29 protein-coding genes are annotated in these 24,426 nt (G+C 59.9%); 15 read left to right on the top strand and 14 right to left on the bottom strand.

What is annotated here, in order from left to right; genetic code table 11:
- Positions 1–18: 18 nt before the first annotated feature.
- Positions 19–708, bottom strand: a complete 690-nt coding sequence (locus ABIE16_RS02115; protein WP_349735146.1) for a DUF6933 domain-containing protein — start codon at positions 706–708, stop codon at positions 19–21.
- 253 nt (positions 709–961) lie between these two features.
- On the opposite strand from ABIE16_RS02115, the gene ABIE16_RS02110 reads away from it, so the two are divergent.
- Genes ABIE16_RS02110 through ABIE16_RS02100 form a run of 3 tightly spaced genes read left to right on the top strand, consistent with a single transcriptional unit; the run spans position 962 to position 2,001 of the window.
- Positions 962–1,279, top strand: coding sequence for a helix-turn-helix transcriptional regulator (locus tag ABIE16_RS02110; RefSeq protein ID WP_007998876.1), 318 nt, complete (start codon positions 962–964; stop codon positions 1,277–1,279).
- Positions 1,280–1,325: 46 nt separating this feature from the next.
- Positions 1,326–1,688 (top strand): type II toxin-antitoxin system RelE/ParE family toxin, encoded by a 363-nt coding sequence (locus ABIE16_RS02105; protein ID WP_429520479.1) that lies wholly within the window; start codon positions 1,326–1,328, stop codon positions 1,686–1,688.
- On the top strand, positions 1,681–2,001 hold the full coding sequence (locus ABIE16_RS02100; RefSeq protein WP_102670296.1) for a helix-turn-helix domain-containing protein: 321 nt from the start codon (positions 1,681–1,683) through the stop codon (positions 1,999–2,001). The genes ABIE16_RS02105 and ABIE16_RS02100 overlap by 8 nt, the downstream gene beginning before the upstream one ends.
- 23 nt (positions 2,002–2,024) lie before the next feature.
- Here ABIE16_RS02100 and ABIE16_RS02095 read toward each other — a convergent pair whose 3' ends face one another.
- Positions 2,025–3,083, bottom strand: coding sequence for an MBL fold metallo-hydrolase (locus ABIE16_RS02095; RefSeq protein ID WP_429520478.1), 1,059 nt, complete (start codon positions 3,081–3,083; stop codon positions 2,025–2,027).
- A gap of 215 nt (positions 3,084–3,298) precedes the next feature.
- Here ABIE16_RS02095 and ABIE16_RS02090 point away from each other — a divergent pair, with 215 nt between their 5' ends.
- On the top strand, positions 3,299–3,910 hold the full coding sequence (locus ABIE16_RS02090) for a TetR/AcrR family transcriptional regulator (RefSeq protein ID WP_090457358.1): 612 nt from the start codon (positions 3,299–3,301) through the stop codon (positions 3,908–3,910).
- A gap of 119 nt (positions 3,911–4,029) precedes the next feature.
- On the opposite strand, the gene ABIE16_RS02085 is transcribed toward ABIE16_RS02090, so the two are convergent.
- Positions 4,030–4,971 (bottom strand): LysR family transcriptional regulator, encoded by a 942-nt coding sequence (locus ABIE16_RS02085; protein WP_057716571.1) that lies wholly within the window; start codon positions 4,969–4,971, stop codon positions 4,030–4,032.
- Positions 4,972–4,986: 15 nt separating this feature from the next.
- On the opposite strand from ABIE16_RS02085, the gene ABIE16_RS02080 reads away from it, so the two are divergent.
- Positions 4,987–5,694, top strand: a complete 708-nt coding sequence (locus tag ABIE16_RS02080; protein WP_429520477.1) for a CTP synthase C-terminal region-related (seleno)protein — start codon at positions 4,987–4,989, stop codon at positions 5,692–5,694.
- On the top strand, positions 5,691–6,014 hold the full coding sequence (locus tag ABIE16_RS02075) for an antibiotic biosynthesis monooxygenase family protein (RefSeq protein ID WP_429520476.1): 324 nt from the start codon (positions 5,691–5,693) through the stop codon (positions 6,012–6,014). Before ABIE16_RS02080 ends, ABIE16_RS02075 begins: the two co-directional genes overlap by 4 nt.
- A 145-nt stretch (positions 6,015–6,159) precedes the next feature.
- Here ABIE16_RS02075 and ABIE16_RS02070 read toward each other — a convergent pair whose 3' ends face one another.
- Entirely contained in the window at positions 6,160–6,486 is a 327-nt protein-coding gene (locus tag ABIE16_RS02070) for a DUF2025 family protein (RefSeq protein WP_429520475.1), read from the bottom strand.
- A gap of 211 nt (positions 6,487–6,697) precedes the next feature.
- Between ABIE16_RS02070 and ABIE16_RS02065 the strand changes: the two genes are divergently transcribed.
- Both ABIE16_RS02065 and ABIE16_RS02060 read left to right on the top strand, forming a co-directional pair.
- The gene (locus ABIE16_RS02065; RefSeq protein WP_429520474.1) at positions 6,698–7,822 is read left to right on the top strand and encodes a glycerophosphodiester phosphodiesterase; all 1,125 of its coding nucleotides are present in this window, start codon (positions 6,698–6,700) and stop codon (positions 7,820–7,822) included.
- Positions 7,823–8,030: 208 nt separating this feature from the next.
- The gene (locus ABIE16_RS02060) at positions 8,031–8,336 is read left to right on the top strand and encodes a PepSY domain-containing protein (RefSeq protein ID WP_057713587.1); all 306 of its coding nucleotides are present in this window, start codon (positions 8,031–8,033) and stop codon (positions 8,334–8,336) included.
- A 60-nt stretch (positions 8,337–8,396) separates the two neighbouring features.
- Here ABIE16_RS02060 and ABIE16_RS02055 read toward each other — a convergent pair whose 3' ends face one another.
- Positions 8,397–10,022 (bottom strand): methyl-accepting chemotaxis protein, encoded by a 1,626-nt coding sequence (locus tag ABIE16_RS02055; RefSeq protein WP_429520473.1) that lies wholly within the window; start codon positions 10,020–10,022, stop codon positions 8,397–8,399.
- A gap of 271 nt (positions 10,023–10,293) precedes the next feature.
- Here ABIE16_RS02055 and ABIE16_RS02050 point away from each other — a divergent pair, with 271 nt between their 5' ends.
- From ABIE16_RS02050 to ABIE16_RS02040, 3 genes are all read left to right on the top strand, one after another.
- Positions 10,294–11,316: a transporter gene (locus ABIE16_RS02050; RefSeq protein WP_429520472.1), complete on the top strand. Its 1,023-nt coding sequence runs from the start codon at positions 10,294–10,296 to the stop codon at positions 11,314–11,316.
- A gap of 351 nt (positions 11,317–11,667) precedes the next feature.
- Positions 11,668–12,534, top strand: a complete 867-nt coding sequence (locus ABIE16_RS02045; protein WP_090457369.1) for a hypothetical protein — start codon at positions 11,668–11,670, stop codon at positions 12,532–12,534.
- The gene (locus ABIE16_RS02040; RefSeq protein WP_056725897.1) at positions 12,531–13,253 is read left to right on the top strand and encodes a TylF/MycF/NovP-related O-methyltransferase; all 723 of its coding nucleotides are present in this window, start codon (positions 12,531–12,533) and stop codon (positions 13,251–13,253) included. The genes ABIE16_RS02045 and ABIE16_RS02040 overlap by 4 nt, the downstream gene beginning before the upstream one ends.
- Positions 13,254–13,377: 124 nt before the next feature.
- On the opposite strand, the gene ABIE16_RS02035 is transcribed toward ABIE16_RS02040, so the two are convergent.
- Positions 13,378–13,812, bottom strand: coding sequence for a multidrug/biocide efflux PACE transporter (locus ABIE16_RS02035; RefSeq protein ID WP_057713583.1), 435 nt, complete (start codon positions 13,810–13,812; stop codon positions 13,378–13,380).
- Between the two features lie 90 nt (positions 13,813–13,902).
- On the opposite strand from ABIE16_RS02035, the gene ABIE16_RS02030 reads away from it, so the two are divergent.
- Positions 13,903–14,757 carry a LysR family transcriptional regulator gene (locus ABIE16_RS02030; protein WP_429520471.1) on the top strand — a complete coding sequence of 285 codons (855 nt, stop codon included), beginning with the start codon at positions 13,903–13,905 and terminating at the stop codon, positions 14,755–14,757.
- 105 nt (positions 14,758–14,862) lie between these two features.
- Here ABIE16_RS02030 and ABIE16_RS02025 read toward each other — a convergent pair whose 3' ends face one another.
- The 3 genes from ABIE16_RS02025 to ABIE16_RS02015 all read right to left on the bottom strand — a co-directional run bounded on the left by ABIE16_RS02025 (position 14,863) and on the right by ABIE16_RS02015 (position 16,936).
- On the bottom strand, positions 14,863–16,098 hold the full coding sequence (locus tag ABIE16_RS02025) for an RNA polymerase sigma factor (protein WP_429520470.1): 1,236 nt from the start codon (positions 16,096–16,098) through the stop codon (positions 14,863–14,865).
- A 1-nt stretch (position 16,099) separates the two neighbouring features.
- Positions 16,100–16,444, bottom strand: coding sequence for a YciI family protein (locus ABIE16_RS02020; protein ID WP_057713581.1), 345 nt, complete (start codon positions 16,442–16,444; stop codon positions 16,100–16,102).
- Between the two features lie 66 nt (positions 16,445–16,510).
- Positions 16,511–16,936: a YybH family protein gene (locus ABIE16_RS02015; protein ID WP_150726652.1), complete on the bottom strand. Its 426-nt coding sequence runs from the start codon at positions 16,934–16,936 to the stop codon at positions 16,511–16,513.
- Positions 16,937–17,077: 141 nt separating this feature from the next.
- Here ABIE16_RS02015 and ABIE16_RS02010 point away from each other — a divergent pair, with 141 nt between their 5' ends.
- Complete coding sequence (locus tag ABIE16_RS02010) at positions 17,078–17,563, top strand: GNAT family N-acetyltransferase (RefSeq protein WP_429520469.1); 486 nt, start codon at positions 17,078–17,080, stop codon at positions 17,561–17,563.
- A 136-nt stretch (positions 17,564–17,699) separates the two neighbouring features.
- On the opposite strand, the gene ABIE16_RS02005 is transcribed toward ABIE16_RS02010, so the two are convergent.
- From ABIE16_RS02005 to ABIE16_RS01995, 3 genes are all read right to left on the bottom strand, one after another.
- Positions 17,700–18,188 (bottom strand): GNAT family N-acetyltransferase, encoded by a 489-nt coding sequence (locus ABIE16_RS02005; RefSeq protein ID WP_090457377.1) that lies wholly within the window; start codon positions 18,186–18,188, stop codon positions 17,700–17,702.
- 97 nt (positions 18,189–18,285) lie between these two features.
- A complete protein-coding gene (locus ABIE16_RS02000; RefSeq protein ID WP_090457378.1) occupies positions 18,286–18,771 on the bottom strand; it encodes a GyrI-like domain-containing protein in 486 nt (161 codons plus the stop codon).
- A 66-nt stretch (positions 18,772–18,837) separates the two neighbouring features.
- Positions 18,838–19,500 (bottom strand): LysE family translocator, encoded by a 663-nt coding sequence (locus ABIE16_RS01995; protein ID WP_057713576.1) that lies wholly within the window; start codon positions 19,498–19,500, stop codon positions 18,838–18,840.
- Between the two features lie 138 nt (positions 19,501–19,638).
- Between ABIE16_RS01995 and alaC the strand changes: the two genes are divergently transcribed.
- Positions 19,639–20,856, top strand: coding sequence for an alanine transaminase (gene alaC, locus ABIE16_RS01990; protein WP_057713575.1), 1,218 nt, complete (start codon positions 19,639–19,641; stop codon positions 20,854–20,856).
- Between the two features lie 180 nt (positions 20,857–21,036).
- On the opposite strand, the gene ABIE16_RS01985 is transcribed toward alaC, so the two are convergent.
- Positions 21,037–22,389 (bottom strand): GntP family permease, encoded by a 1,353-nt coding sequence (locus tag ABIE16_RS01985; protein WP_057713574.1) that lies wholly within the window; start codon positions 22,387–22,389, stop codon positions 21,037–21,039.
- 78 nt (positions 22,390–22,467) lie between these two features.
- A complete protein-coding gene (locus tag ABIE16_RS01980) occupies positions 22,468–23,001 on the bottom strand; it encodes a gluconokinase (protein ID WP_090457379.1) in 534 nt (177 codons plus the stop codon).
- A gap of 215 nt (positions 23,002–23,216) precedes the next feature.
- Between ABIE16_RS01980 and ABIE16_RS01975 the strand changes: the two genes are divergently transcribed.
- Positions 23,217–24,248, top strand: a complete 1,032-nt coding sequence (locus ABIE16_RS01975; RefSeq protein ID WP_429520468.1) for a LacI family DNA-binding transcriptional regulator — start codon at positions 23,217–23,219, stop codon at positions 24,246–24,248.
- The last annotated feature ends 178 nt before the right edge of the window (positions 24,249–24,426 follow it).

Raw genomic sequence — 24,426 nt, 5'->3', positions numbered from 1 at the left:
ACGAAAGGCCGCGTTGGTTCATTGCGAATTGAGCTCCCTTTGCAGCGCCCATATCTCCCGCTTCACTTCCATACGTCGATCCAGTGCAGTCTGGATGCCTGATTCGTCGAGGCCGCAGTATCGACGTAACCAGTGGGCCATCATTTCCGAGTCCGGGAAGTAATAGTCTTTATGGCCTTTGCTGTTTCTTGGGCAATCATTCATATCGCCATCAAAGCGGCATGCCGAGAACTCGTCCGGTGGTAAAGAGCCCCGTTCAGCGGCGACATCCTGAAAAATCCAGGCGACTTCATCGATGTGTTTTTGCGCGCTGCGATGGCTACGCCGGTACAGGATGAACTGGCCGCAGCTTTCTTGAAAGCGCTCCATCATCGGCTCGTCATCGACCCACTGAAGGATGTCGAACTGCCCTGCATGACGTATCAGGCCGTTAATCCAGCGATCTGCGAAACGTTGAACAAACCCCTCAGCGTCGGCCTTTTTGGCATCGGCGAAGATCATGCAGTAACGAGTCGGGATGTGAATGGCGAACAGCACATGTTTGCGTTGAACAGTGACGGCGTGGACCAGCCACTGTTCGGCGGACTCATCAGGCTCATCGTCCTCAATGACGGGCGATGGTGGACTTTCCACCCTGGTGATTTTTTTGCCCTTGTGCACACGACTGAAGAATTTGCTGGCCGCTTCGGTGCAGTTGAAAATCAGCATTCCAGGCTCTCTGGTTAAGGTTGGTCAGTCCTGCGGGACGACTCCCTATTCTTGCGAAAAAAAACCGCCGTTACCAACCCTCAAATCGAGTTGTGATTCCCTGGCGACTTCGACAGTGTTTCCCCTCGCACCAAGACAGCCACCGTTCGTCCGGCCAAAAAGACACATCAAAAATTGCATTTGATCTCGGCTCAAAACAACTGTACAAAAACACAGTATATTTTGACCAACACTCTCGAGCCCGGAGAACACCATGGCCTCTCAAGCGATGAAAATCACCCTGGAACGTATCGCCCTCTTCCAATTCACCCCGGCCCACTGCGCCCAGGCCCGAGCGATGCTGGGCTGGAGTGTGGAAGAGTTGTCGCGGGAGTCCCGAGTCTCGGTGGATGCCATTCAACGCTTCGAGGCACGCCAGGAGGTGCTGGATGTCACGCGCCTGGCGCTGGCCTATCGGTTCGAATCGGAGGGGTTGGTGTTCTTCCCGGGGTTTGCGCCGGGTCGAGGGATGAATGTGAAGGGGTCGACGCCGAATCCGGTTGGGCGGGCGGACTTTGCGATGGTGGAGTGAGCCAACTTATCGATTGACGATTATTCCCATTTAGGTATATTTTCACATGAGTACAAGGAAGCCACTCCTGTGGGTTAGCAGCAGTAAAAAAGACCTCAAGCAGATGCCTGCAGATGTACAGGACGTTTTTGGCCACGCTCTTGATCTGGCCCAAAGCAACAAGAAGCACCCAGATGCAAAACCACTGAAAGGCTTTGGTGGTGCCGGAGTCCTTGAGTTGATTGAGGACTTCGATACGAACACCTATCGCGCCGTTTATACCGTTCGTTTTAGTAATGCTGTTTATGTTCTGCACTGTTTTCAGAAAAAGTCGACCACGGGAATCAAAACCGCGCAGCACGACATCGATTTGATCAGGAAGAGACTTCAAGCGGCGCAGGAACACGCAAAAGGATCAGAACATGATTGAAATCGAAGAAGGCAGTGGCAACGTCTACGAAGACCTCGGGACACCGAACGCCAATGAAATGCGAGTCAAATCCCAATTGGCTGCAAAAATTGGCGAAATCATCAAGGCTCGTCATTTGACCCAGGTTCAGGCGTCTGAAATTTTAGGTCTGTCACAGCCCAAGCTATCTGAAATGTTGCGCGGTAAATTTCGTGGGATCAGTGAGGCCAAGATGATGGAGTGCTTGTTACTTCTCGGGCGTGATGTGCAAATCGTGGTCAAGTCGGCCCCGCGCTCACGCAAAGAGGGCCGAATTGAAGTGGTTTTTAGCTGAGGTCTACAACTCAACCAATCACTCTACGCGTTATGAGCCACCACCCGATCACTCTCCCCTTCCACCGCCAACCACCACGCCCTACCACGCTGCGGATGCATCAGGTTGAACGCCTCGCCCATCTGCGGCGTGGTGATCGATACGTTGCGTTCCCAGGCCAGGGCCAGGATACGGTCGAAGGGTTCGTACCAGGCGTGCATCGACAGGTCGAACGTACCGTTGTGGATTGGCAATAGCCAGCGGCCCTTGAGGTCGAGGTGGGCTTGCAGGGTTTGTTCGGGTTGCATGTGCACGTGTGGCCAGTCGACGTTGTAGGCACCGGTTTCCATCAGGGTCAGGTCGAATGGGCCGTACTGTTCGCCGATGCGTTTGAAGCCGTCGAAGTAGCCGCTGTCGCCGCTGAAGAAGAGGCGTGTGTCGCCGTCGATCATCACCCACGAGGCCCAGAGGGTGCTGTTGCTGTCGAACAGGCCACGGCCGGAAAAGTGCTGCGACGGGGTAGCGATGAACTGGATGCCATCGACTTCCGTGCCTTGCCACCAATCCAGCTGGCGGACTTTGCTCGCGTCGATGCCCCACTTGATCAGGGTGTCACCTACGCCCAGCGGGGTAAGGAAGTGTTTGGTCTTGTCCGCGAGCTTGAGCACGGCCTGATGATCCAGGTGATCGTAATGGTCGTGGGACAGGATCACCGCTTCGATCGGTGGCAATTCTTCCAGGCTGATCGGTGGCTGGTGGAAACGCTTGGGGCCGGCCCATTGCACCGGAGAGGCACGCTCGGCGAAGACCGGGTCGGTGATCCAGAATTTGTCGCGCAGCTTGAGCAACACCGTGGAGTGGCCCAGTCGATAGACGCTGTGGTTGGGCGCTGCGATCAGCGCGGCTTGAGTCAGGGCTTGCACCGGGACGGGCGTGCTCGGGCGGGTGTTTTGCGGTTTGTGGAACAGCACGTTCCAAAGGACGCCCAGGGTTTTGCCAAAGCTTAAACGTTGAACCGGCGTGAAGTTTTGGTACTGCCCTTGAGCCTGTCGGGACGCTTCAGGTGTGGAGGCGTTGTCCGCCGGGGAGTTTGAATTGGCCATGACTGAATGACTCCAGAAAAACCGCGCATCACGCGACTTTCCGTTTTGGGACGATAAATGGCCAAAGCACGCACGCATCAGCCGGACTTTCTATTTTTGCTGGGCAGGGTTAACAAAACATTACACTGCACAGTGTAGTTTCTAGGTTGCATCAAAGTCGATGACAAGTAAACTACCGAGTGTAATTCTCCCCTTTTTCCTGCCGAAGCGTACTTATGACAGCTCCACAGCGCCTGACCGACCGAAAACGCCAAGCGATCATTCATGCCGCGATCAATGAATTCCGTGACAACGGTTTCGAGATCACCAGCATGGACAAGATTGCTGCCACTGCCGGTGTGTCGAAGCGCACGGTGTACAACCACTTCCCCAGCAAGGAAGAGTTGTTCGCCGAGATCCTCAATCAATTATGGACCCGGGTGACGGCCGAGCAGGAAACGGCCTACCGTCCCGACCTGCCGTTGCGTGAGCAATTGCGCGGATTGCTGATGGCCAAGCTGCAAATGTTGGGCGATGACAATTTTCTCGACCTGGCGCGGGTGGCGATAGCGGCGACGATTCATTCCCCGGAGCGGGCGCAGGATATGGTGGCGCGAATGGGCGAACGCGAAGAAGGGCTGACGGTCTGGATTCGTGCCGCTCAGGCCGATGGTCGGTTGAAAGTTATTGCCCCTGATTTTGCCGCACAACAGGTGCAGGGGCTGCTCAAGTCGTTTGCCTTCTGGCCGCAGATTTCCATGGGCAAACCAGGCTTGTCACCCGAAGAACAACACCAGGTGGCAGACTCCGCGCTGGACATGTTTCTGGCCTGCTATCAGTTGCAATAAATGACAAGTTTGACGGCGGTGTCGAAGGATCGATGGCTCTGATTTGAACGGCACGATGTGTTTCAGAATGAAACTGGCGCTGAGGCTTTAGTGAGCCTCAGCCAGGAACCTGAACGGTTTCACGGCAGTTTCAGCGCCCGCCCCAACTCATCGAACAAGGTGACCACTGAGCGCAAGGCGCGGCAGTCGGGACGGGTCAGCAGCCACAGCGCGGTGTCGTATCCGTGCAGGGGTTCGCTCAGCGGCTGTAATCCGTCGCCGATCAAAAAGTCCGGCAACGCCGCTACACCCAGGCCGGCCCTGACCAGTTCGGTCACCGACAGCATGCTGTTGCAGCGATAGCCCGGCGTTACCCCCGGCAAGGCCTGGCGACGCCAGGTAACGGTCGGGTGATCAGGCAGGAAGTCATCCGGGGCTATCCAGGTCAATGAGGCCAGGTCAGGGGTATTGACCGATTGCAGGTATCGCTCGCTGGCACACACGCGATAGGAAATGTCCGCCAGCCGCCGTCCCACCAGATGCTCCGGTGGCGTGCGGGTCAGGCGCAGGGCGATATCGGCATCCCGACGGCTGAGGTTGGCAAAATCATTGGATGTGCTGAGCTCGAGCGTCAGCGCCGGATAGTTCGGCATGAACTGCGCCAGCGCCGGCAACAGCAAACCTTGCAGGACCGAATCGGTACAGGTCAGGCGCACGATGCCGCTGATCACTTCTCCGCCCTGCTCCACACCAATGCGCGCCGCCTCCAGAGCCTGTTCAGCGCGCTCGGCCTGTTCAGCCAGGGACTGCGCCAAGGTGGTGGGCAGGTAACCGGCGCGGCTTTTTTCGAACAGTTGCTGACCCAGTGCACCCTCCAGCCGGCGCACCGCTCGAAACACCGTCGAAACATCCACCTTCAACAGTTGCGCTGCCCGGGCCAGAGAGCCGCCGCGTACCAGCGCGAGGATCAGAGCCAGGTCCGGGTAGTCCAATCGATAGTGCGTCGCTGCATTGATCACTTGGGAAAACGCCAATATTGAGTGCGTGAGCGCCAATCTATAGTGGGCACCAGCAATCAACAAGTGCAGAGGCCCCACATGGAAACCCGCCCGATTCGCATCGCCCTGATCGGCGACTACGACCCGCAAGTCACCGCCCACCAGGCCATTCCCGTCGCCCTCGAAATGGCCGCTGAACACAGTGGCCCGAACGTGCAATGGCAATGGCTGGCCACCGATGAAATCCACGTCGAGACACCGCTGCACAGATTCGACGGGTTCTGGTGTGTGCCGGCCAGCCCTTACCGGAGCATGGACGGTGCATTGCTGGCGATTCGCTTTGCCCGCGAACAACGGCGACCTTTCCTCGGCACCTGCGGTGGTTTTCAACACGCGGTGCTGGAATATGCGCGCAACGTGCTGGGCTGGTCAGATGCCGAACACGGCGAGACAAATCCCGATGCTGCGCGGGCGCTGCTGACGCCACTGTCGTGTGCGCTGGTGGAAGCGGTCGATACGATTGATTTGCTTGAGGGTTCGTTGCTCGCCAAGGCGTACGAAAACACCGAGATTCGTGAAGGCTATCGCTGTCGTTTTGGTGTGAATCCGCAGTTCGAAGGGGAGTTGCTCAAGCGCGAACTACATGCCGTCGGCCACGATTCGGAACACGGACTGCGGGCGGTCGAACTCAGCGGTCATCCGTTCTTTGTCGCGACCTTGTTCCAACCCGAGCGGGCGGCGCTCAAGGGCGTATTGCCGCCGTTGGTTGGCGCCTTTGTCGAAGCCTGTGCGGGGCGCTCGTCATGATCGCCGATACACCAGCTGCGCCTTATTACGCGGTGATCTTCACTTCACTGCGCACCGAGGGTGACCAGGGTTACGCCGAAGCGGCCGCACGGATGCTGGAACTGGCCCGCGAACAGCCGGGGTTTCTTGGTGTGGAGTCGGCACGGGGCGAGGATGGGCTTGGGATTACGGTGTCGTACTGGGCCAGTGAGGCGGCGATTCTGGCGTGGAAGCATCATCCCGAGCACAGTGCGATTCGCGAGCGTGGGCGCTCGACCTGGTATGCGCGGTGCAATACGCGGGTGTGCCGGGTTGAGCGGGCTTATGGGTTTAACCAGTGAGTGATGTAGTGTTTTTCAGGTCGCCATCGCGAGCAAGCTCGCTCCCACAGTAGATCTTTGTCGCGCACAAATGTTGTGACCGACCGGGATCAAAATGTGGGAGCGAGCTTGCTCGCGATGGGGCCCGTCAATTCACCGCAAAAACTCACCCCTGAACCAGACTGCGAACCGCCGAAATCTCCGGCACTTCCCGCCGGTTCATGTACACCCGCAACGGCTCGGTGATGTTGATCCGGTCATCGATGTTCCGGTCCAGCAGCAACTGGATCAATTCACGCTTGAGCGTCATGACCTGCCCGGGCCCCGCGACCCAGACGAATTCGCTGACAGGGATGATGCCGTCGTCCGCCACGTCCATGCCGAACGAGTCTTCGCTGAAGCGCACGATGTAGTGCCCCGTCTTGCGGTTGAGGCCGACGAAGCCTTTGAGTTGGTCGGCAGCCTGGCAGATGAGCTGGGAAGTGATGCGCATGGTAAACCCCGCAATGGTGATCGTTGGTTTGCACGCAGGGCCTGCGTTTCCCTCTGCCGGGGAAATTGCAGGGCCCCAGCGTACTGCAAGCGGGCGCACAAAAGCGCTGACGAAAATCAGCTTTCGACAGGTTTGTGTCGGTCTGGTGATAGCGCCTGCAACGATGAGTTGTTAAAAGGGACCGCTCACTTATTGCGAAAGGATCTCGACCATGCCCGCAACCTTTACTAAAAGCGCCCTGTTACTGAGCCTGTTGCTCGCCCTCGGCCACGCACAGGCCGCCAGCGAACCCGGTCCCGCGGCACTGGCGACCCGCTTGGACATTCCGCGTCCAGCGGTGATCGCCCACCGTGGCGCATCGTTCGATGCCCCGGAATCCACCGCCGCCGCCTACAAGACTGCCCGCGACCTGGGCGCCGACTACCTGGAACTGGATCTGCAGCGCAGCAAGGATGGCGTGCTGTTTGCCCTGCACGACAACAATCTGCAACGCACCACCGACGTCGCCAGCAAATTCCCCGAGCGCAAGGACAGCCCCGCCAATGCGTTCACCATGGCCGAACTGAAAACCCTGGACGCGGGCAGCTGGTTCAATGCCGCGTACCCGGATCGGGCACGTCCCGCCTTCGCGGGCCTGAAGATTCTGACCCTTGATGAAATCATCGACATCGCCGAGGGCAACAGCCTGCACAAGCCCGGCCTGTACATCGAGACCAAGGAGCCCAAGCAGTTCCCCGGCATCGAACGCGACCTCAAGGAAAAACTTCAGGACCGGGGCTGGCTGAGCCCGACCGCTTCGAAACTGGCAAAAAACGAGCTGGCGGTCGGCCAAGGCAAAGGCAAGGTGGTCCTGCAGACTTTCGAGAAGAGCAGCCTCGAACTGCTGCAAAAAGAGATGCCGAAGGTGCCGAAGATCCTGCTGTTGTGGGTCGGTGAAGGCAGTATCGAGCCAAAGTCCAAGGTGACATTTGCCGAGTCCGGCGAAAAGGACAAAGCCGCTTACTACGCCAAACAGCAACCGAAGGACAAAGCCGAATTCCAGCAATGGGTCGACTACGCCAAGACCCAGGGCGCCATCGGCACCGGCCCGTCCGCTGCACTGACCCAGGGTGGCGACCAGAGCTACTCGGATCTGGTGCAACCCTGGATGAACCAGTACACCCACGACCAGGGCCTGCTGGTGCACGTCTACACCATCGACGATGCGGTGGACTACCAGAAAGTCATGGACGCCGGAGTCGACGGCATTTTCACCAATCGCGCCAGTGAGTTGTTGAAGTTCTATAAACGCCCGCCAGCGAGTGTGGCGCAGGTGCTACAGAACAACGGGTATTGATGCGCTATTGCACAAAAACTTGTGGGAGCGAGCTTGCTCGCGATAGGGCCATCAGCTTCAACATCAACGTTGACTGACACTCCACCTTCGCGGGCAAGCCACGCTCCCACTGGGATTGATGCAGGACATGTAGAGGGATTTAAGGGTGGATTAAGTTACACAGGCTAACCTGATCTCACTTAAACGGATCACCCAAGGAAAGAAGCCCATGAAGACCCTGACTGCTTTGTTTACCGCTGCAGCCCTGACCCTCACCGCCGGCCTGGCCCAGGCCGATGTGCGAGTCGATCAGATCCCGCAACTGGTCAAGGACGGCAAGATCAAGCCACTGGAAGACTTGAACAAGATCGCGCTGGATCTGCATCCGGGTGCAACGATTACCAAGACCGAGCTGGACAACCACTTCAACGGTTACGAGTACGAAGTTGAACTGCGTGACGCCAAGAACGTCGAGTGGGATGTGGACATCGATGCCTCCAACGGCAAGGTCCTGGAAAACAAACAGGACACGTAATCCCCAAACAAACAAAAGCCGCACGATGGGAACATCGTGCGGCTTTTGCGTTTTCGGGATTCAAGCGCTCAGGCGCGCCGTTACCTCGTTCAACTGTCCCGACAAGCCGTGCAGGTTGGTGCTGGCCGCTTCAGTGCGCTGCACGTTGTCCAGGTTGGTGCTCGCGATGCTGGTGATCTCGGTGAGGTTGCGCGAGATGTCTTCGGCCACCGAGGTCTGCTCTTCGGCGGCAGTGGCGATCTGGCGGTTCATGTCGCGGATGGCTTCCACGGCCAGGGTAATGCGTTCGAGCATGGCGCCGGCCTCGGTCACTTGCTGCACGCTCTGTTCGCTGCGCGACTGACCGCTTTCAATCGCCTGGGCCGCTTCGATTGCACCGGTCTGCACGGTCTGGATGATCTGGTTGATCTCGATGATCGACGCCGCCGTGCGCTGGGCCAGGCTTCGCACTTCGTCGGCCACCACAGCGAATCCGCGTCCGGCCTCACCGGCGCGGGCCGCTTCGATGGCCGCGTTGAGTGCCAGCAGGTTGGTCTGTTCGGCGATCCCGCGAATCACCTCCAGAACCTTGCCGATGCGTCCGCTGTCGGTTTCCAGTTGGCGGATGACCGTGGCGGTGTTGGCGATTTCGCCGCGCATCTGGGTGATCGTGTGGATGGTGCCCTGCATGACTTTTTCGCCCTGTTGGGCGGACTGGTCGGCATCGTCGGCGGCCCGCGCCGCTTCGGCGGCATGGCGGGCCACTTCTTGTGCGGTGGCGGACATTTCGTTCATCGCCGTGGCCACCTGATCGGTGCGGTTGAACTGCTCGTTGGTGCCGCCGGCCATCACGGTGGCGATCGAGTTCAACTCACCGCTGGCGCTGTCCAGGTCCGACGCGCTGCGCTGCAAACGGCTGAAGGTTTCGGCGAGGAAATCGCGCAGGGTGTTGGCGGCCATCGCCAGTTTGCCCAACTCGTCCTGACGGGTGCTGGCCACGCGCTCGGCAATACGCCCCTGGCTGAGTTGCGCCACGTATTCGATCAGTTTGCGGATCGGCTCGACCAGGTTGCGGTTGACCAGCCACAGGCTCAGCAGGCCGATCAGTACCCCCGAAACCAGCATCACGACCAGCCCCAGCAACACCGTGCGCTCGGCACTGGCGCTGATCAGTGTCGACTGCTCGGCGCCCTGCTTGCGCAACTCGCTGACCAGTTCACTCATCTGATCGCTGGTTGCGCGGTCCACACCCTTGACCGCCGCGTCGCCCGCCGCAGGGTCACCACCGGCGGCCACGAACGCGTCCCGGCCCTTCTGATAGGCCGCGCCCAACTGGCGATGTTCGTCACGCAAGCGCTCGATGCGGCTCTTGAGTTGCGGCTCTATGCCCTTCTGCGCGGCCAGTTCGCCAAGGATGTTTTGCACATCGCGCTGACGCCCCTCGAATTGCCCCCAGTACTTGCTCAGGTCCGCCGGTTGCTTGCCGCGCAGCAGGACGTTTTTCCACTCCTGCACCTGCACCTTGAATTGCAGGTTGGCTTCATCGATCAATTGCGAGGTGTGCAGCGGGCCTTCGATCAGATTGGCGTAGTTCTGCACGCCACTGGACAGGAAGTGAAAGCACGCCAGGGCGATCAACAGCATCGCCAGCAGGCTGCCGCTCAGCAGGGCGAGAATTTGTGCTCTCAGGGACTTTTGCAAAAGCATCGCAGGGTACTCATGACAGGAATGTGGCACGCCCGTTAAGGCGTGAAAAGTGTCCGGACATCCCTGTCTGCGGTCCCGGCCGAGGCCTGCGGCGCGCAACTTAACCCAAGCGTGATCGGCTAGCCAGAGCGGTTCTTGAGAAAATCCCGACCACCGGCAGAACAATTTTTTGCGTTGTTTTTCTGTCACAAAAACGTCATTCCCGTTTGCGATGATGCCGCTCAAGTGAACCTGTAAAACACGTGACAGGCGCCTCCCCTTGCGAGTCCTCATGAACCACAGCATCGATCAAAGCCATCGCGACACGGATCTGTTCGGTCTGCTTTACGGTTTCAGTTTTCGCCCCGGTGAGGCCGGTCGGGAAATCAATTCCGCCGAGGCCTTGCAGTACCTGCAACAGCCGCAAAGCGATGAGCAATTTCTCTGGCTGCACCTGAACCTGGCCCATGCCGCGTGCGAGCGCTGGATGAAAAGCCATCTGGAATTGCCCGAGGAATTTTTCGAAGCGCTGCACGAAGGCTCGCGTTCGACGCGCATCGAGCATGTCGACTCCGCACTGCTGGCAGTGGTCAACGATGTGGTGTTCAACCTCAGCAACATGGTCTCGTCCGATGTCTCGACCCTGTGGGTATGCGCCCGCAGTCAATTGATCATCAGCGCCCGCCTGCAACCGCTGCACTCGGTGGACAAATTGCGCTCGTCGGTGAAGGCCCGGGAGTGCTTTCGCTCCCCGCTGGAGTTGCTGGTGCATCTGCTGCGCGACCAGGGTGAGGTGCTGACCCAGATCGTGCGCAAGACCAGTCAGAGCGTGGATCAGATCGAAGACCAATTGCTGTCCTCGCGGCTGTCGACCAACCGCGCTGAACTGGGCGCCAATCGCCGAGTGCTGGTGCGATTGCAACGGCTGCTGGCGCTGGAGCCAGGCTCATTGCTGCGCCTGCTCAACCGGCCGCCGCAATGGCTGCAAAAGGAAGACGTGAAGGAGCTGCGCAAATCCACCGAGGAGTTCGCGCTGATCATCAACGACCTCACGGCGCTGGGTGAGCGGATCAAGCTGTTGCAGGAAGAGATCGCCGCCAACATCAACGAACAGACAAACCGCACGCTGTTCACCCTGACGGTAGTGACGGTGCTGGCGCTGCCGATCAACATCATCGCCGGTTTCTTCGGCATGAACGTCGGCGGCATTCCGCTCGCGGATGACCCGGAGGGTTTCTGGATCCTGGTGGCGCTGGTCGCGACCTTTACCGTGATCGCCGGGCGCTGGGCGTTTCGCAAGCAGCGGGATTATTGAGTCCCCGTCATCACCTGACACACTGATCAACTGTGGCGAGGGGGCTTGCCCCCGCTGGGTGGCGCAGCCGCCCCAGCACTCGGTCATTCAAACCGGACTAGCAGGATTGACGACTGCTCTGCAGCCGAACGGGGCGGTGCGGCGTTCCGACAAGCCCGCTCCCACAGGGTACAAGTTCGAAGCACATCATCCCGGCGGGTTTTCCCGTCGGGATTTTTTCGTCCAGCGGCACGGCATTTGCTCGCGAACTCAAGGGCTGCGCTTTATTGACGCACAACTCGTCCGGCAGCCCTTCAGTTTGCCAGCGTGGTGCCGACTCATAAGACACTCGATGTATTCAGGAGAGGAACCGTGAATCTGTACATCAATCAGCTGCAACAGAAAGCTGACTTTAAAGAAGCCATTTACGCGGGCGATATTTTCCTGAACACGCAGTTACGCGCCGCCAAAGAACTCTGTGCCTTTGCCCAGGAAAGCATCACGGCGGCCTTCGATGGCGAGACCAACCACCAGGCGCTGCACACACTGATGCCGGTGGAAGAGTTCGTGGTGCTGGTGACTCGGCTCAAGGGCCAGTTCACCAACAGCCTGCGTGCCAAGGAGCTGATCCGCAGCTTCACCGACGAAATCGGTGCCGCTCCCGAGGAGTTCATTTTCGACGTCCCGCGCATCCGTGTCGTACCCAACTACGACTACCTGCACGCTGGCGTCAGCTACGCCTACAAACCCCATCGCGATACCTGGTACGGCGGTGTCGACTGCCAGATCAATACCTGGATGCCGGTCTACACGATCCAGCCTGACCAGACCATGATGATCAACCCGGCCTACTTCGACGCCCCGGTGAAAAACACCTCGGCGCAGTGGAGCCTGTCCGACTGGATCGGCGTGCAACGCCAGCGCGCCAAGGACAACGTCAAGGAAGAGGCGCGCCAGCACCCGGTGCCCACCGAAGCGATCAACAGCGCCTCTGAGCTGCGCATCGCCGGCAACACCGCCGAGATGCTGGTGTTCTCGGGTTCGCACCTGCACGGCACCGTTCCCAATTACACACAACAAACCCGCTTCAGCGTGGACTTTCGCCTGATGCACCTCGACGACCTCAAGCACCAGCGCGGCGCGATTAACGTCGACAGCGCCTGCCCGGATGTCGGCGCCGGCTTCAAAGACTACTTCCACGTCCACGACTTTTCGAATTTCCGAGGAATCCCGCAATGACCAAGCGTCGCATCACGCCCGCCGAGGCCCAGTACAACGAAACCCGTACCAACGTCCTGAAACGGGTCGATGCCGAATACGTGGCCGACGCTCCGTTCGTCTTCGCCAACCGCATTGGCGTGACCGCCGCGTTGTCGCGCATGGAGCTGTTCAAGAAGGTCGCGGAAGTGCCGGGCGCCATCATTGAGTGCGGCGTGTACAAGGGCAACTCGTTGATGCTCTACATGCACTTGTCGATGATTCTCGAACCGTATGCGATCAACCGCTCGATCGTGGGTTTCGACACCTTCGAAGGCTTCCAGAGCATCGACAAGAAAGAAGACCCGGCCGACGTCAACGAAACCATGTTCGCCGACACCGACCAGTCGCTGATCCAGGACATGATCGACGCCAACGACCTGTTGCGCCCGGTCAACCGCATTCCGCGCTGCGAACTGGTCAAGGGCGACATCGTCAAGACCGTACCGGAGTGGGTCAAGACCCGTCCGGACCTGGTCGTGGCCATGCTGATCCTCGACACCGACCTGTACGAGTCGACCAAAGTCGCGCTGGAAACCTTCCTGCCGTACATGCCCAAAGGCGCGATCGTGGTGCTCGACGAAGTCGCCTACCGCAACTTCCCGGGCGAAACCAAAGCCCTGCGTGAAGTGCTCGACCTGAACAAGATCGAACTCAAGCGCCTGCCGTTCGATTCGTGCGTGGGTTACTTCCACGTCTGATCTGGTGCAAAACCTGTGGGAGCGAGCCTGCTCGCGAAAGCGGTCTGACATTCAGCAATGTTGTTGACTGACACGCCGCCATCGCGAGCAAGCTCGCTCCCACAAAAACCGGTTCAAACACGACTCAGCAAACCTCACGAGTCACCAGCATCCGCTCCCGAACCACGTCATACACCCAGTGGTAGACGTAGGTGTACGGCAGGAAGAACAGCAACACACCGATATCCAGCAAGAACGCCTGCCACAGGCTGACGTTCAGCCACCAGGCGATCAGCGGCACGCCGAGGGCGACCAGTCCGCCTTCGAACAACAGCGCATGCACCACGCGGACCCAGGCGTTGTGTGCGATGGCGAGGCGCTTGAGCAGCCGATCGAACATACCGTTGAAGACCACGTTCCAGGCCAGGGCCAGGCCGGCGATGAGGATGGTGACCATGCCCATTTCCAGCATCGGTTTCTTCATGATCCAGGCCAGCAATGGGGTACAGATCAGGATGGCCAGCAGTTCGAAGCCGATGGCTTGAAAAATACGTTCAGTAATGGATTTGTTGGCGCTCATGGCCGAACTCCCTTGGGTGACTGTGGTTGCCATGATCCATCAGCACACCGATACTTCATAACCAATAACCATCGATCAAGGCGATAGTTAATGCCCTCTCACGAAGTGTTGCTGGCGTTTGTCGAAGCCGCGACCCAAGGCTCGTTTTCCGCCGCGGCGCGCAAATTGGGCCGCAGTCAGTCGACCATCAGTGCGGCGGTGGCCAGCCTGGAAATCGACCTGAACCTGACGCTGTTCGACCGCAGCAGCCGCAAGCCCGGCCTGACCCCGGCCGGACACGTCATGCTGCAACGGGCCGAAGACATCCTGGCCGCCACCAGTCGCCTGGAAATAGCCGCCAGCCAACTGTCCCAAGGGGTGGAAGCGAAGCTGACGGTGGCGCTGTCCGATACCTATCAGTCGGACCGCTTCGAAGCCGCCCTCAGTGCCTTCGAGCAGCGTTACCCGGACCTGGAGCTCGAGTGTCTGATCGCCGAATGCGATGACCTGATGTCCCTGGTGCAAAGCGGCCGGGCGCAGATTGCCTTCGCCGAAATGCAGGACAGCTACCCGCCGGACCTGGTCAGTTCGACGGTGGACGAGCGCACGGAAATCGCCTTGTTCGTGTCCCCGACACATCCTTTGGCGACGTTGGACCACATCGACCGGGACGTACTGCAGCAACACCGCGAACTGCGTCTGGCCACCATCATCAATCCCTATGAAAGCCGGGCGAAGGGCCGCGTCTGGTCGGCGCCAAGTTACCTGATGCTGCTGGAAATGGCCCAGGGCGGATTCGGCTGGGCGCCGTTGCCCCGCTGGCTGGTCGAGCGATTCGGGCCTGGTACGTTGCAGGAACTGGTGGTGCGCGGCTGGCCGAAAACGGTGTCGGTGGATGCGTTGTGGTCGCGGCTGAATCCGCCGGGGCCGGCGGGGAGCTGGTTGCTGGGCAAGATGCTGGAGTGAAGGTCCTTCGGCCCTTATCGCGAGCAAGCTCGCTCCCACAGTATCGAGTACACCATCAATCCCTGTGGGAGCGAGCTTGCTCGCGATGAGGCCAGAACGGCCACATCAATCCAACGCCTTGAGCCGCCCTTCGATAAACCGCCGCTCCGGCTCTTGCCGGGTCAACGCCAGCGCCCGTTCCCACGCTGCCCGTGCCTCCTGCTTGCGACCCAGTTGCCAACAGAATTGCGCCCGCGCCGAATACGCGAGGTGGTAGTCGAGCAGTTCTCCCCGCTCCAGAATGGCGTCGACCAACGTCAGTCCCGCCAGCGGACCATCGCGTTGCGAAATCGCCGCCGCGCGATTCAACTCGATCACCGGCGACGGCACCGCCCGCAGCAGGACGTCATACAGACCGACAATCTGCGGCCAATCGGTTTCCCCCGCCGTCGGGGCTTCGGCGTGCACCGCTGCGATCGCCGCTTGCAGGCAATAAGGTCCGAAGCGTCCCATGGTCAGCGCCCGCTCGACCAGCGTGCAGCCTTCGCGGATCAACCCGGCGTCCCACAGCGAACGGTCCTGTTCGTCCAGCACAATCAGCTCGCCACTCACCGAGGTCCTGGCCCGGCGGCGCGACTCGTGCAGCAGCATCAACGCCAGCAAGCCCATCACCTCCGGCTCCGGCAACAACTCCACCAGCAACCGGCCGAGGCGGATCGCTTCGCGGGTCAAATCCTCGCGGATCAGTTCTGCCCCGATGGACGCCGAGTACCCCTCGTTGAACACCAGGTAAATCACCCGCAATACACTGTCCAGGCGCTCGGGTAGCTCAGCGAGTGTCGGCACTTGATAAGGGATTTTCGCATCGCGGATCTTCGCCTTGGCGCGCACGATGCGCTGGGCGATGGTGGCCGGGGCCGAGAGAAAGGCCCGGGCGATTTCTTCCGTGGTCAGGTCGCAGACTTCCCGCAGCGTCAGCGGCACTTGTGCGTCGGCCGCCAGGGCCGGGTGGCAGCAAGTGAAGATCAGCCGCAGGCGATCGTCTTCCACGTCTTCATCACTCCAGTCGGCCTGCTCCAGCTCCTCCAGTTGCGCGATCAGCAAGGGCTGCGACGCGGCAAAGCGTGCGCGCCGGCGCAGGGCATCGATGGCCTTGAAGCGCCCGGTGGACACCAGCCAGGCCCGCGGATTGTCCGGCACGCCGTCACGCTGCCAGCGTTCGACCGCGATGAAAAACGCCTCGTGCAAGGCCTCTTCGGCGAGGTCGAAATCCCCCAGCAAGCGAATCAGGGTCGCAAGAATCCGCCGCGACTCTTCGCGATAAACCCGCCCGACCTGCGCCTGAACCGGCAGCCCCGGCATCTTAAGGATTCAACTGCCGAACGGGGCGCACTTCGACACTGCCGACCCGGGCCGCCGGAATGTTCCCGGCGACCTGGATGGCTTCGTTGAGGTCCTTGGCATCAATCAGATAAAACCCGGCCAGTTGCTCCTTGGTTTCAGCGAATGGCCCGTCGGTGATCGACATCTTGCCGTTGCGCATGCGCACCGTGGTGGCGGTCTGCACCGACTCCAGCGCCTCGGCGGCGACCATCCGGCCACTGCCCTGGATCGACTCGGCATAGGCCATGCACTCTTCGTCCTTCGGGCTTTCCGGCAGCGAATGCAGCAACCGCTCATCGCTGTAGACCAGGCATAAATACTTCATCACGCTCTCCTTATCGAACGATCAACTATGGCCGCTGATTGGCATTCTGGCTCGGCTTCCCGACGATCAGGGCTTGAGGTCGAACAGCGTCGCGCCGCTGGTCATGTCGAATGGCGCCGACCAATGTTCGTGGACGATCTGCCACAGCCCGGCTTCTTGCCGATAGCAGGCGGTGACGCGCATCCAGCAGGACTGGGTTTCGCCCTTGTCGTTGGTGCCACCGCAATGTGCCAGCCAGTGAGCGAACGCAATTTCCTGGGACGGCTCGATGGTGATTTCGTGGAATTCGAAGATGTGCGGGCCGGGGCACATTTCCATGCAGGCCTGCCAATGCGCGCGATACGCCGGCTTGCCTTTGAATTGCAGGGCCTTGACCGCGTCGAAGGAGACGATGTCATCGGCATACAGAGCCATGACTTTTTCAATGTCCTTGGTCATGACCGCCTGACGATAGTTCTCGATGAGGTTCTGGATCTGGGTTTGCGAGTTCATGGTGGTTCTCCGTGGTTTTTATAGTGAAGACACCCTTAGTCGTCTGGCGATCCGGTGAATCGACAGGTGAAATAAAAATAATCCGGGAAAGCAAACTCGCTAGAATCCGAGGCTCATTTGTGATGGAAAAAGGACACTCCCGTGACAGCCCGACTTGTGCCTTATGAAAGCCTGAATGCGCTGCAGCGCCAGCAGGTCGAGGCCATTGAAGTGCATTCGGAACAGATCAGATTCTCGGGTGACATCCACGGCGCCTTGCACACGCTGTTGTCCAAGCCCGGCCCCGGCGTCAAGGGCTTCGCCCTGCTGGCCGAGGATGTGCCCGTCGCGTTCCTGCTGCTCAAGCGCCCGCCGGTGTTGCCGGCCTGGGCCGATGAGCACAGCGCCACGCTGCATGCGTTGCAAGTCGATCAACGCGCTCAAGGCAAAGGCTACGGCAAGGCCTGCCTGCAGGCGCTACCCGAGGCCGCACGCCGGGCCTGGCCGGAAATCAAGGGGCTGGAACTGTCGGTGGATGCCGACAACGAGGCGGCCATCGCCCTGTACGCCAGGTATGGCTTTGTCGACAGCGGCGAGGCATACAAGGGCCGGATCGGGTATGAGCGGCGGATGGGGTTGGTGTTTTGAACACAGCCCCCACCAACACCACAAAACTACTGTGGGAGCGAGCTTGCTCGCGATGGCGGCGTAACATTCAACATCGATGTCGACTGATAGTCCGCTATCGCGAGCAAGCTCGCTCCCACAGGGGATCTATGTCGGATCAGAGTTCGAGCACCATCTCATGCCACGCCATGCCGCCATGGTCCGAGGCCGAGGGTTTAACGTAGGCAAAGCCGAACCCGGCATACAACGGAATATGCCGTTCCTTGCACATCAGGTTGATGGTGACCTTGCCCATCGCACGCATGCGCTCGATGAACTCGCCCATCAGGCGCTTGGCCAGGCCTTGGCCCTGATAATCCGGGTGCACCACCACCGACATGATCACCACATGCGGCCCGGCCGGGTCGTGGCCGATCAGTTCCTTGAACGCCTCGTCCGACATTTCCACCTGGAACGCCGCACCGGAGTTGATGAATCCGGCGACAACCCCGTCCACTTCAGCGACGATAAAACCCTCGGGCCAGGTGGCGATGCGGGTGGCGATCTTCTCGCGGGTCGCGGCTTCGTCACCTTCGTAGGCAAGGGTTTCGATGGCAAAGCAGCGGTCCAGATCGGCGGGGGTGACGTTGCGGATGACGGTGTTCATGGCAGCTCGGGATCAGCGTGGGAAAGGCTGGGGATGATAAATCAGCTGCCGTGGGACATCGAGAGACGAATCGGCTGATCCGCCTCTCGCGCAGGTGTCATGCCTTGATCGGCAGCCAGATTTCCAGCTTGCCGGTGTTGAGTTTGGGGTTGAAGTCTTCGCTGTAGCGCTCGAACTCCGGAGCCGCCAATAGCTCGTGGCCGGACTGCGGCAGCCACGTGCCATGGATGTACTGAAAGGTTTGCGGCAGGGTGTCCAGCGGTCCTTTGTGTTCGAACACCACGTACTGCTGCGGCTGAACTTCTACCCAGCGGTAGGTTTCGGGCAAGTCGTCGAGCTTGCTGATCTCGACCCCGGCGATGTAATCGAAGCCGCCCTTGCCGTCGAAATTGCAGCAGACGCCGTAGGTGACTTCGCCTTTTTGGCCCGGAATATGGCCCAGATGCGGGATGAGTTTCTCCCAGAGTTCGGGAATGCCTTGAACGGATTGTTGGGTAAATGTTCCGCCAAGCCCTGCAATCAGCAGGAAGTGTCCGTGTTCGAAGCGTGGCTCCGCCAGTTCGACGCGTGTTTGCTCATCCATGGCTCAACTCCTGGAGCAAAAAGTGGGTTCGGCTGGGAGTATAGAAGCCAAACCCGATTCGCCCAATTACAGGGCGTGCAATTGCTCGACGGCGCCTGAACCGACAAACTCGTTATAGCCAGATAGGATCACGTAGACCGCGAAATAGCAGAAGATCGCTGCCGATGCCATGTAGGAATACCGCAGTAGCTTGTCGCCCAGCAACTTGCCGCCGTGGCTCGCAGCAAAGCACAGCCCGACACACCAGAGAATCCCTGCGCAGAGAAAACCGCCGAGAAACAACGCCGAACTGAGGGCGCCACCGCCGCCGGAACGGGCGATCAGCGTGCCACCCACCGCAGCGAACCAGAGAATCGCGCTGGGCGACGACATGGCCAGAAAGATCCCGCGAAAGAACTCCTTGCGATGGGAGTTGTGCCCCACCTCGGCCGATTGCGCCAGCACCGCTTCGTGGTGAATCGCCGAATAGATCATCTTCGCCGCGAAGTACACCAGCAGCGCCGAGCCTCCGATCCACAACACCCAGCGCACGGTTTCGTATTGCAGCAACACGGTCATGCCGGCCAGTGCCAGTACCGCGTAGATCAGATCGCCGACACAGGTCCCCAGCCCCAGCGCAAACCCCTGGAAATAGCCGCGCTGCATGGCCAGGGTGATCATCGCGATGTTGGCCACGCCGATATCCAGGCACAGCGAGAGGCTCAGCAAGAAGCCGCTGGTAAATTCCATCGAACCCTATCCTTCGGAAAATTTGTTTACATTGAGGCTGGACAGTCTGCCACAGCTGCCCTTACATTCCGCCACAGGTCACCGCAGTGACCAGCGTCGCTCGGACGGTTCCGGGCGCTTACGTTATCCGAGGCAACAATGGCCGAACAAGGTTCGCCGCGCCGCTTTGCGCGCATAGATCGACTCCCCCCTTACGTTTTCAACATCACTGCCGAGCTGAAGATGGCCGCCCGTCGTCGTGGCGAAGACATCATCGACTTGAGCATGGGCAACCCCGACGGCGCCACGCCGCCGCATATCGTCGAAAAACTCGTCACGGTGGCCCAGCGCGAAGACACCCACGGCTACTCGACGTCCAAGGGCATTCCGCGCCTGCGCCGGGCGATTTCCAACTGGTACAAGGACCGCTACGAGGTCGACATCGACCCGGAAAGCGAGGCCATTGTCACCATCGGTTCCAAGGAAGGCCTGGCGCATCTGATGCTGGCCACCCTGGATCAGGGCGACACCGTGCTCGTGCCCAACCCGAGCTACCCGATTCACATCTACGGTGCCGTGATTGCCGGCGCCCAGGTGCGGTCGGTGCCGCTGGTGCCGGGCGTGGATTTCTTCGCTGAACTGGAGCGGGCCATTCGCGGTTCGATCCCGAAGCCGAAGATGATGATCCTCGGTTTCCCGTCCAACCCGACCGCCCAGTGCGTGGAGCTGGATTTCTTCGAACGAGTGATCGCCCTCGCCAAGCAGTACGACGTGCTTGTGGTACACGACCTGGCCTACGCCGACATCGTCTACGACGGCTGGAAAGCCCCGTCGATCATGCAAGTGCCCGGGGCCAAGGACATTGCGGTGGAGTTTTTCACCCTGTCCAAGAGCTACAACATGGCCGGCTGGCGCATCGGTTTCATGGTCGGCAACCCGGAACTGGTCAACGCCCTGGCGCGGATCAAGAGTTACCACGACTACGGCACCTTCACTCCGCTGCAAGTGGCGGCCATCGCTGCGCTTGAAGGCGATCAGCAATGCGTGCGCGACATCGCCGAGCAGTATCGGCAGCGGCGCAATGTGCTGGTCAAGGGTCTGCATGAACTGGGCTGGATGGTGGAAAACCCGAAAGCGTCGATGTACGTCTGGGCGAAGATTCCCGAGGCTTATGCGCACCTGGGCTCGCTGGAGTTCGCCAAGAAACTGCTGGCCGAGGCCAAGGTATGCGTCTCGCCGGGCGTCGGGTTTGGTGAGTACGGTGATGATCACGTGCGCTTCGCCCTGATCGAAAACCAGGACCGGATTCGTCAGGCCGTACGCGGGATTCGCGGGATGTTCCGGGCGGATGGGTTGGCACCGAAAACCAACGCCTGACACATATCCCTGTGGGAGCGAGCTTGCTCGCGATAGCGGTGTTTCAGTCGCCATTAAAGTTGACTGATACGACGCCATCGCGAGCAAGCTCGCTCCCACAGTGGATTTATGTGCAACCTGTAAATCGATCACCCACAAAAAAACCGCATCGCTGCGGTTTTTTTGTGCCTGTCGAATCGCTTAAACGAACAGCGACAACAACAGGATAAAGCCCAGGCCAACCACGGAGAGGATGGTTTCCATCGCGGTCCAGGTCTTGAAGGTTTCGGCCACGGTCATGTTGAAGTACTGCTTCACCAACCAGAAACCGGCGTCGTTGACGTGGGACAGGATCAGGGAGCCTGCACCGGTGGCCAGCACCAGCAGCTCACGGTTCACACCCGGAATCATCCCCACCACCGGCACCACGATGCCGGCGCCAGTGATGGTCGCCACGGTCGCTGAACCGGTCGCGATACGAATCACCGCCGCCACCAGCCAGGCCAGCAGGATCGGCGAGATCTGTGCGTTCACCGCCATGTGGCCGATCACGTCACCCACACCGCTGGTCACCAGCATCTGCTTGAAGCCACCACCGGCACCGATGATCAGGATGATCGCGGCGGTCGGCGCGAGGCTGGCATCCAGCCATTTCATCATTTGGCTGGAACCGATGCCCTGCTTGTAGCCGAAGGTATACAGCGACAGCAGCAATGCCAGCAGCAACGCCGAAATCGGGTGACCGATCAGGTCCATGAAGGCGCGGAAGATGTTGCCATCGGGCAGTACCACGTCGGCAAACGTCTTGAGCAGCATCAGGAACACCGGCAGCAGCACGGTCACCAGCGTGATGCCGAAGCTCGGCAGTTCAGCCGAATCCGTTTCGCGCGACAGTTGATCCACCAGCTCCTGGTTCGGATGACCGGGAATGTGCTTGGCAATGAACGTACCGAAGATCGGGCCAGCGATGATGGCGGTTGGCAACGCAACGATCAGGCCGTACAGAATGGTTTTACCGATGTCGGCACCGAACACGCCGATGGCCAGCAGCGGACCCGGGTGCGGCGGCACCAGGCCGTGTACCGCGGACAGACCGGCCAGCAGCGGGATACCGATCTTGATGATCGACACGCCAGTGCGACGGGCCACGATGAACACCAGCGGAATCAGCAGCACGAAGCCGATTTCGAAGAACAGCGGAATGCCGACCAGGAACGCGGCGAACATCATCGCCCACTGCACCTTGTCCTTGCCGAAGGCGCGGATCAACGTCTGCGCAATCTGATCCGCACCGCCTGATTCGGCCATCATTTTGCCGAGCATGGTGCCCAGCGCCAGGATGATGCCGACGAAACCAAGCACGCCACCGAAGCCGTCCTGGAACGCCTTGATGATGGTGCCGATCGGCATGCCGGAGGTCAGCCCGAGGAAGGCTGCGGCGATGATCAGTGCGAGGAATGGGTGCAACTTGAACTTGGTGATCAGGACGATAAGCCCGATCACCGTGACCACTGCATCGAGCAGCAGGAACGTCTCGTGGGACATGCCAAACATTAGGGGTGTCTCCTGGTTGTTGTTATTAAAGCGGGTTGATCAGAAGTCGTGAGGACAGCGCTGTCTTTGCGAGCACAGTCATACCGCCTGTTTCAGGCCGTTCGCCTGCCACCAGGCATGAGCCTGCGCCGCCAGTTGCTCGACGCTATAGGTCGAAGCATCCAGCGCCAGGGTCAACGGCTCGCCGACGGGCGATTCGAGGGTGGCGAACTGGCTGTCGATCAGGGTCGACGGCATGAAGTGGCCTGGCCGATGGGAGACACGGTCGGCGGCGACTTCGGGGGTCAACTCAAGGAACACAAAGCCCAGGCCCGGCAAGGCACTGCGCAGACGTTCGCGATAGACGTGCTTGAGAGCCGAACAGGTCAGCACCGGGCGCTGGCCCTTGGCGTCGACACGGCGCAGTTCATCGCACAGGCTGTCGAGCCAGCCGGCACGGTCTTCATCGTTCAGGGGAATCCCCGCGCTCATCTTTTCGATATTGGCGGCAGGGTGAAAAGAGTCGCCTTCAATGGCAGTGGCGCCGCTCAAATGGCACAGGGCCTCGCTAACGCACGTCTTGCCGCAACCGGCAACGCCCATGATGACCAGGGCGGTGATGGGATGATTCATGTAACACCTCAGCGCGCAGACAGCGCTACCTTTGCCAGTTATGACACCAGATCAAAAGCAGAAGTTGCCGACGCCTTTCTTGTCATTTTATGGGTTGCAGCAGGTTAGGTCCCAACACCAAAAAGCAAGGATCAGGCGAACCCTCGCTCACGCATTTGCAGCTGCATCGAGACAGCGCTACCTTAGTGCCTTGAATTTTGTTTGGCAAGCCGTCGATGAACACAACCAAGAACGATAAAAATACTCGCACCACTGGCCGCCCTACCCTGAACGAAGTTGCCCAACTGGCCGGCGTCAGCCCGATCACCGCCTCCCGCGCCTTGCGTGGCGTCAGCACCGTGGCCACTGAACTTGTGGAAAAGGTGCAAAAAGCGGCGCTTGAGCTCAACTATGTGGTCAACCCTGCCGCCCGCGCCTTGGCCTCGGCCCAGAGCCAGTCAGTCGTGGTTTTGGTGCCGTCGCTGTCCAACCTGCTGTTCATTGACACCCTGGAAGCCATTCATCGGGTTTTGCGTCCCAAGGGCTTCGAAGTGCTGATCGGCAACTTCCATTATTCGCGCGATGAAGAAGAAAACCTGCTGCGAAACTACATGGCCTATCAACCGCGCGGCTTATTGCTGACGGGTTTCGACCGCACCGAAAGTTCGCGGCGGATGATCGAAGCCAGCAATATTCCTTGCGTGTACATGATGGAACTGGACAGCGCCGCCGGGCTCAATTGCGTTGGCTTTTCGCAACTGGCGGCCGGCGAAACGGCTGCCGAACACTTGCTGTCCCGCGGCCGCAAGCGCCTGGCCTACATCGGCGCGCAGCTGGACCAGCGCACTTTGTTGCGCGGCGAAGGCTTCCGCAAAGCCCTGCAAAAGGCCGGTCGGTATGACCCGGACCTGGAAGTGCTGACGCCCCGCTCCTCCTCCGTCGGCCTCGGCGGCGAGTTGTTCCTGCAACTGCTGGCCAGTCATCCGGATGTCGATGCGATCTTCTTCGGCAACGACGACCTGGCCCAGGGCGCCCTGCTCGAAGCCATGCGCAACGGGATCAAGATCCCCGAACAGGTGGCGATCCTCGGCTTCAACGACTTGCCCATGTCCGAACACATGGTCCCGCGCCTGAGCAGCATCAATACCCCCCGCGAAGCCATCGGCCGTCGCGCGGCGGAGCAGATGCTGACGCTGATGGCCGGCAACACCGTGGCCAGACCGGTGCAGGACATGGGGTTTGAGTTGAAGGTGCGCGAAAGCACGTAAGCACGACACACCCGCAGTGAAGTGAGATTTTGTGGCGAGGGGGCTTGCCCCCGTTGGGTTGCGAAGCAGCCCCAAAAACAGCGCCGCAGTCATACAGGTAAAACCCGTGAACTGGGTTACGACTGCTCCGCAGCCGAACGGGGGCAAGCCCCCTCGCCACAGGGAAAGCCTCTCGCCC

It is taken from the genome of Pseudomonas sp. 2725 (assembly GCF_050434585.1).
Lineage (GTDB): Bacteria > Pseudomonadota > Gammaproteobacteria > Pseudomonadales > Pseudomonadaceae > Aquipseudomonas > Aquipseudomonas jessenii.
Note: the sequence above shows the minus strand (reverse complement) of the source record. Positions and strands in the feature narration are given on the sequence as shown.

Bases quoted from the DNA above. Each gene is read 5' to 3' on its own strand.
- alaC (WP_057713575.1), top strand. From the start codon at position 19,639: ATGGCCGAACAAGGTTCGCCGCGCCGCTTTGCGCGCATAGATCGACTC.
- ABIE16_RS02020 (WP_057713581.1), bottom strand. From the start codon at position 16,444: ATGAAGTATTTATGCCTGGTCTACAGCGATGAGCGGTTGCTGCATTCG.
- ABIE16_RS02065 (WP_429520474.1), top strand. From the start codon at position 6,698: ATGCCCGCAACCTTTACTAAAAGCGCCCTGTTACTGAGCCTGTTGCTC.
- ABIE16_RS02050 (WP_429520472.1), top strand. From the start codon at position 10,294: ATGAACCACAGCATCGATCAAAGCCATCGCGACACGGATCTGTTCGGT.
- ABIE16_RS01975 (WP_429520468.1), top strand. From the start codon at position 23,217: ATGAACACAACCAAGAACGATAAAAATACTCGCACCACTGGCCGCCCT.
- ABIE16_RS02075 (WP_429520476.1), top strand. From the start codon at position 5,691: ATGATCGCCGATACACCAGCTGCGCCTTATTACGCGGTGATCTTCACT.
- ABIE16_RS02110 (WP_007998876.1), top strand. From the start codon at position 962: ATGGCCTCTCAAGCGATGAAAATCACCCTGGAACGTATCGCCCTCTTC.
- ABIE16_RS01995 (WP_057713576.1), bottom strand. From the start codon at position 19,500: ATGGAATTTACCAGCGGCTTCTTGCTGAGCCTCTCGCTGTGCCTGGAT.
- ABIE16_RS02070 (WP_429520475.1), bottom strand. From the start codon at position 6,486: ATGCGCATCACTTCCCAGCTCATCTGCCAGGCTGCCGACCAACTCAAA.
- ABIE16_RS02105 (WP_429520479.1), top strand. From the start codon at position 1,326: ATGAGTACAAGGAAGCCACTCCTGTGGGTTAGCAGCAGTAAAAAAGAC.
- ABIE16_RS02040 (WP_056725897.1), top strand. From the start codon at position 12,531: ATGACCAAGCGTCGCATCACGCCCGCCGAGGCCCAGTACAACGAAACC.
- ABIE16_RS02030 (WP_429520471.1), top strand. From the start codon at position 13,903: ATGCCCTCTCACGAAGTGTTGCTGGCGTTTGTCGAAGCCGCGACCCAA.
- ABIE16_RS02035 (WP_057713583.1), bottom strand. From the start codon at position 13,812: ATGAGCGCCAACAAATCCATTACTGAACGTATTTTTCAAGCCATCGGC.
- ABIE16_RS01985 (WP_057713574.1), bottom strand. From the start codon at position 22,389: ATGTTTGGCATGTCCCACGAGACGTTCCTGCTGCTCGATGCAGTGGTC.
- ABIE16_RS02080 (WP_429520477.1), top strand. From the start codon at position 4,987: ATGGAAACCCGCCCGATTCGCATCGCCCTGATCGGCGACTACGACCCG.
- ABIE16_RS02060 (WP_057713587.1), top strand. From the start codon at position 8,031: ATGAAGACCCTGACTGCTTTGTTTACCGCTGCAGCCCTGACCCTCACC.
- ABIE16_RS02055 (WP_429520473.1), bottom strand. From the start codon at position 10,022: ATGCTTTTGCAAAAGTCCCTGAGAGCACAAATTCTCGCCCTGCTGAGC.
- ABIE16_RS02025 (WP_429520470.1), bottom strand. From the start codon at position 16,098: ATGCCGGGGCTGCCGGTTCAGGCGCAGGTCGGGCGGGTTTATCGCGAA.
- ABIE16_RS02005 (WP_090457377.1), bottom strand. From the start codon at position 18,188: ATGAACACCGTCATCCGCAACGTCACCCCCGCCGATCTGGACCGCTGC.
- ABIE16_RS02100 (WP_102670296.1), top strand. From the start codon at position 1,681: ATGATTGAAATCGAAGAAGGCAGTGGCAACGTCTACGAAGACCTCGGG.
- ABIE16_RS02090 (WP_090457358.1), top strand. From the start codon at position 3,299: ATGACAGCTCCACAGCGCCTGACCGACCGAAAACGCCAAGCGATCATT.
- ABIE16_RS02115 (WP_349735146.1), bottom strand. From the start codon at position 708: ATGCTGATTTTCAACTGCACCGAAGCGGCCAGCAAATTCTTCAGTCGT.
- ABIE16_RS01980 (WP_090457379.1), bottom strand. From the start codon at position 23,001: ATGAATCATCCCATCACCGCCCTGGTCATCATGGGCGTTGCCGGTTGC.
- ABIE16_RS02000 (WP_090457378.1), bottom strand. From the start codon at position 18,771: ATGGATGAGCAAACACGCGTCGAACTGGCGGAGCCACGCTTCGAACAC.
- ABIE16_RS02015 (WP_150726652.1), bottom strand. From the start codon at position 16,936: ATGAACTCGCAAACCCAGATCCAGAACCTCATCGAGAACTATCGTCAG.
- ABIE16_RS02095 (WP_429520478.1), bottom strand. From the start codon at position 3,083: ATGGCCAATTCAAACTCCCCGGCGGACAACGCCTCCACACCTGAAGCG.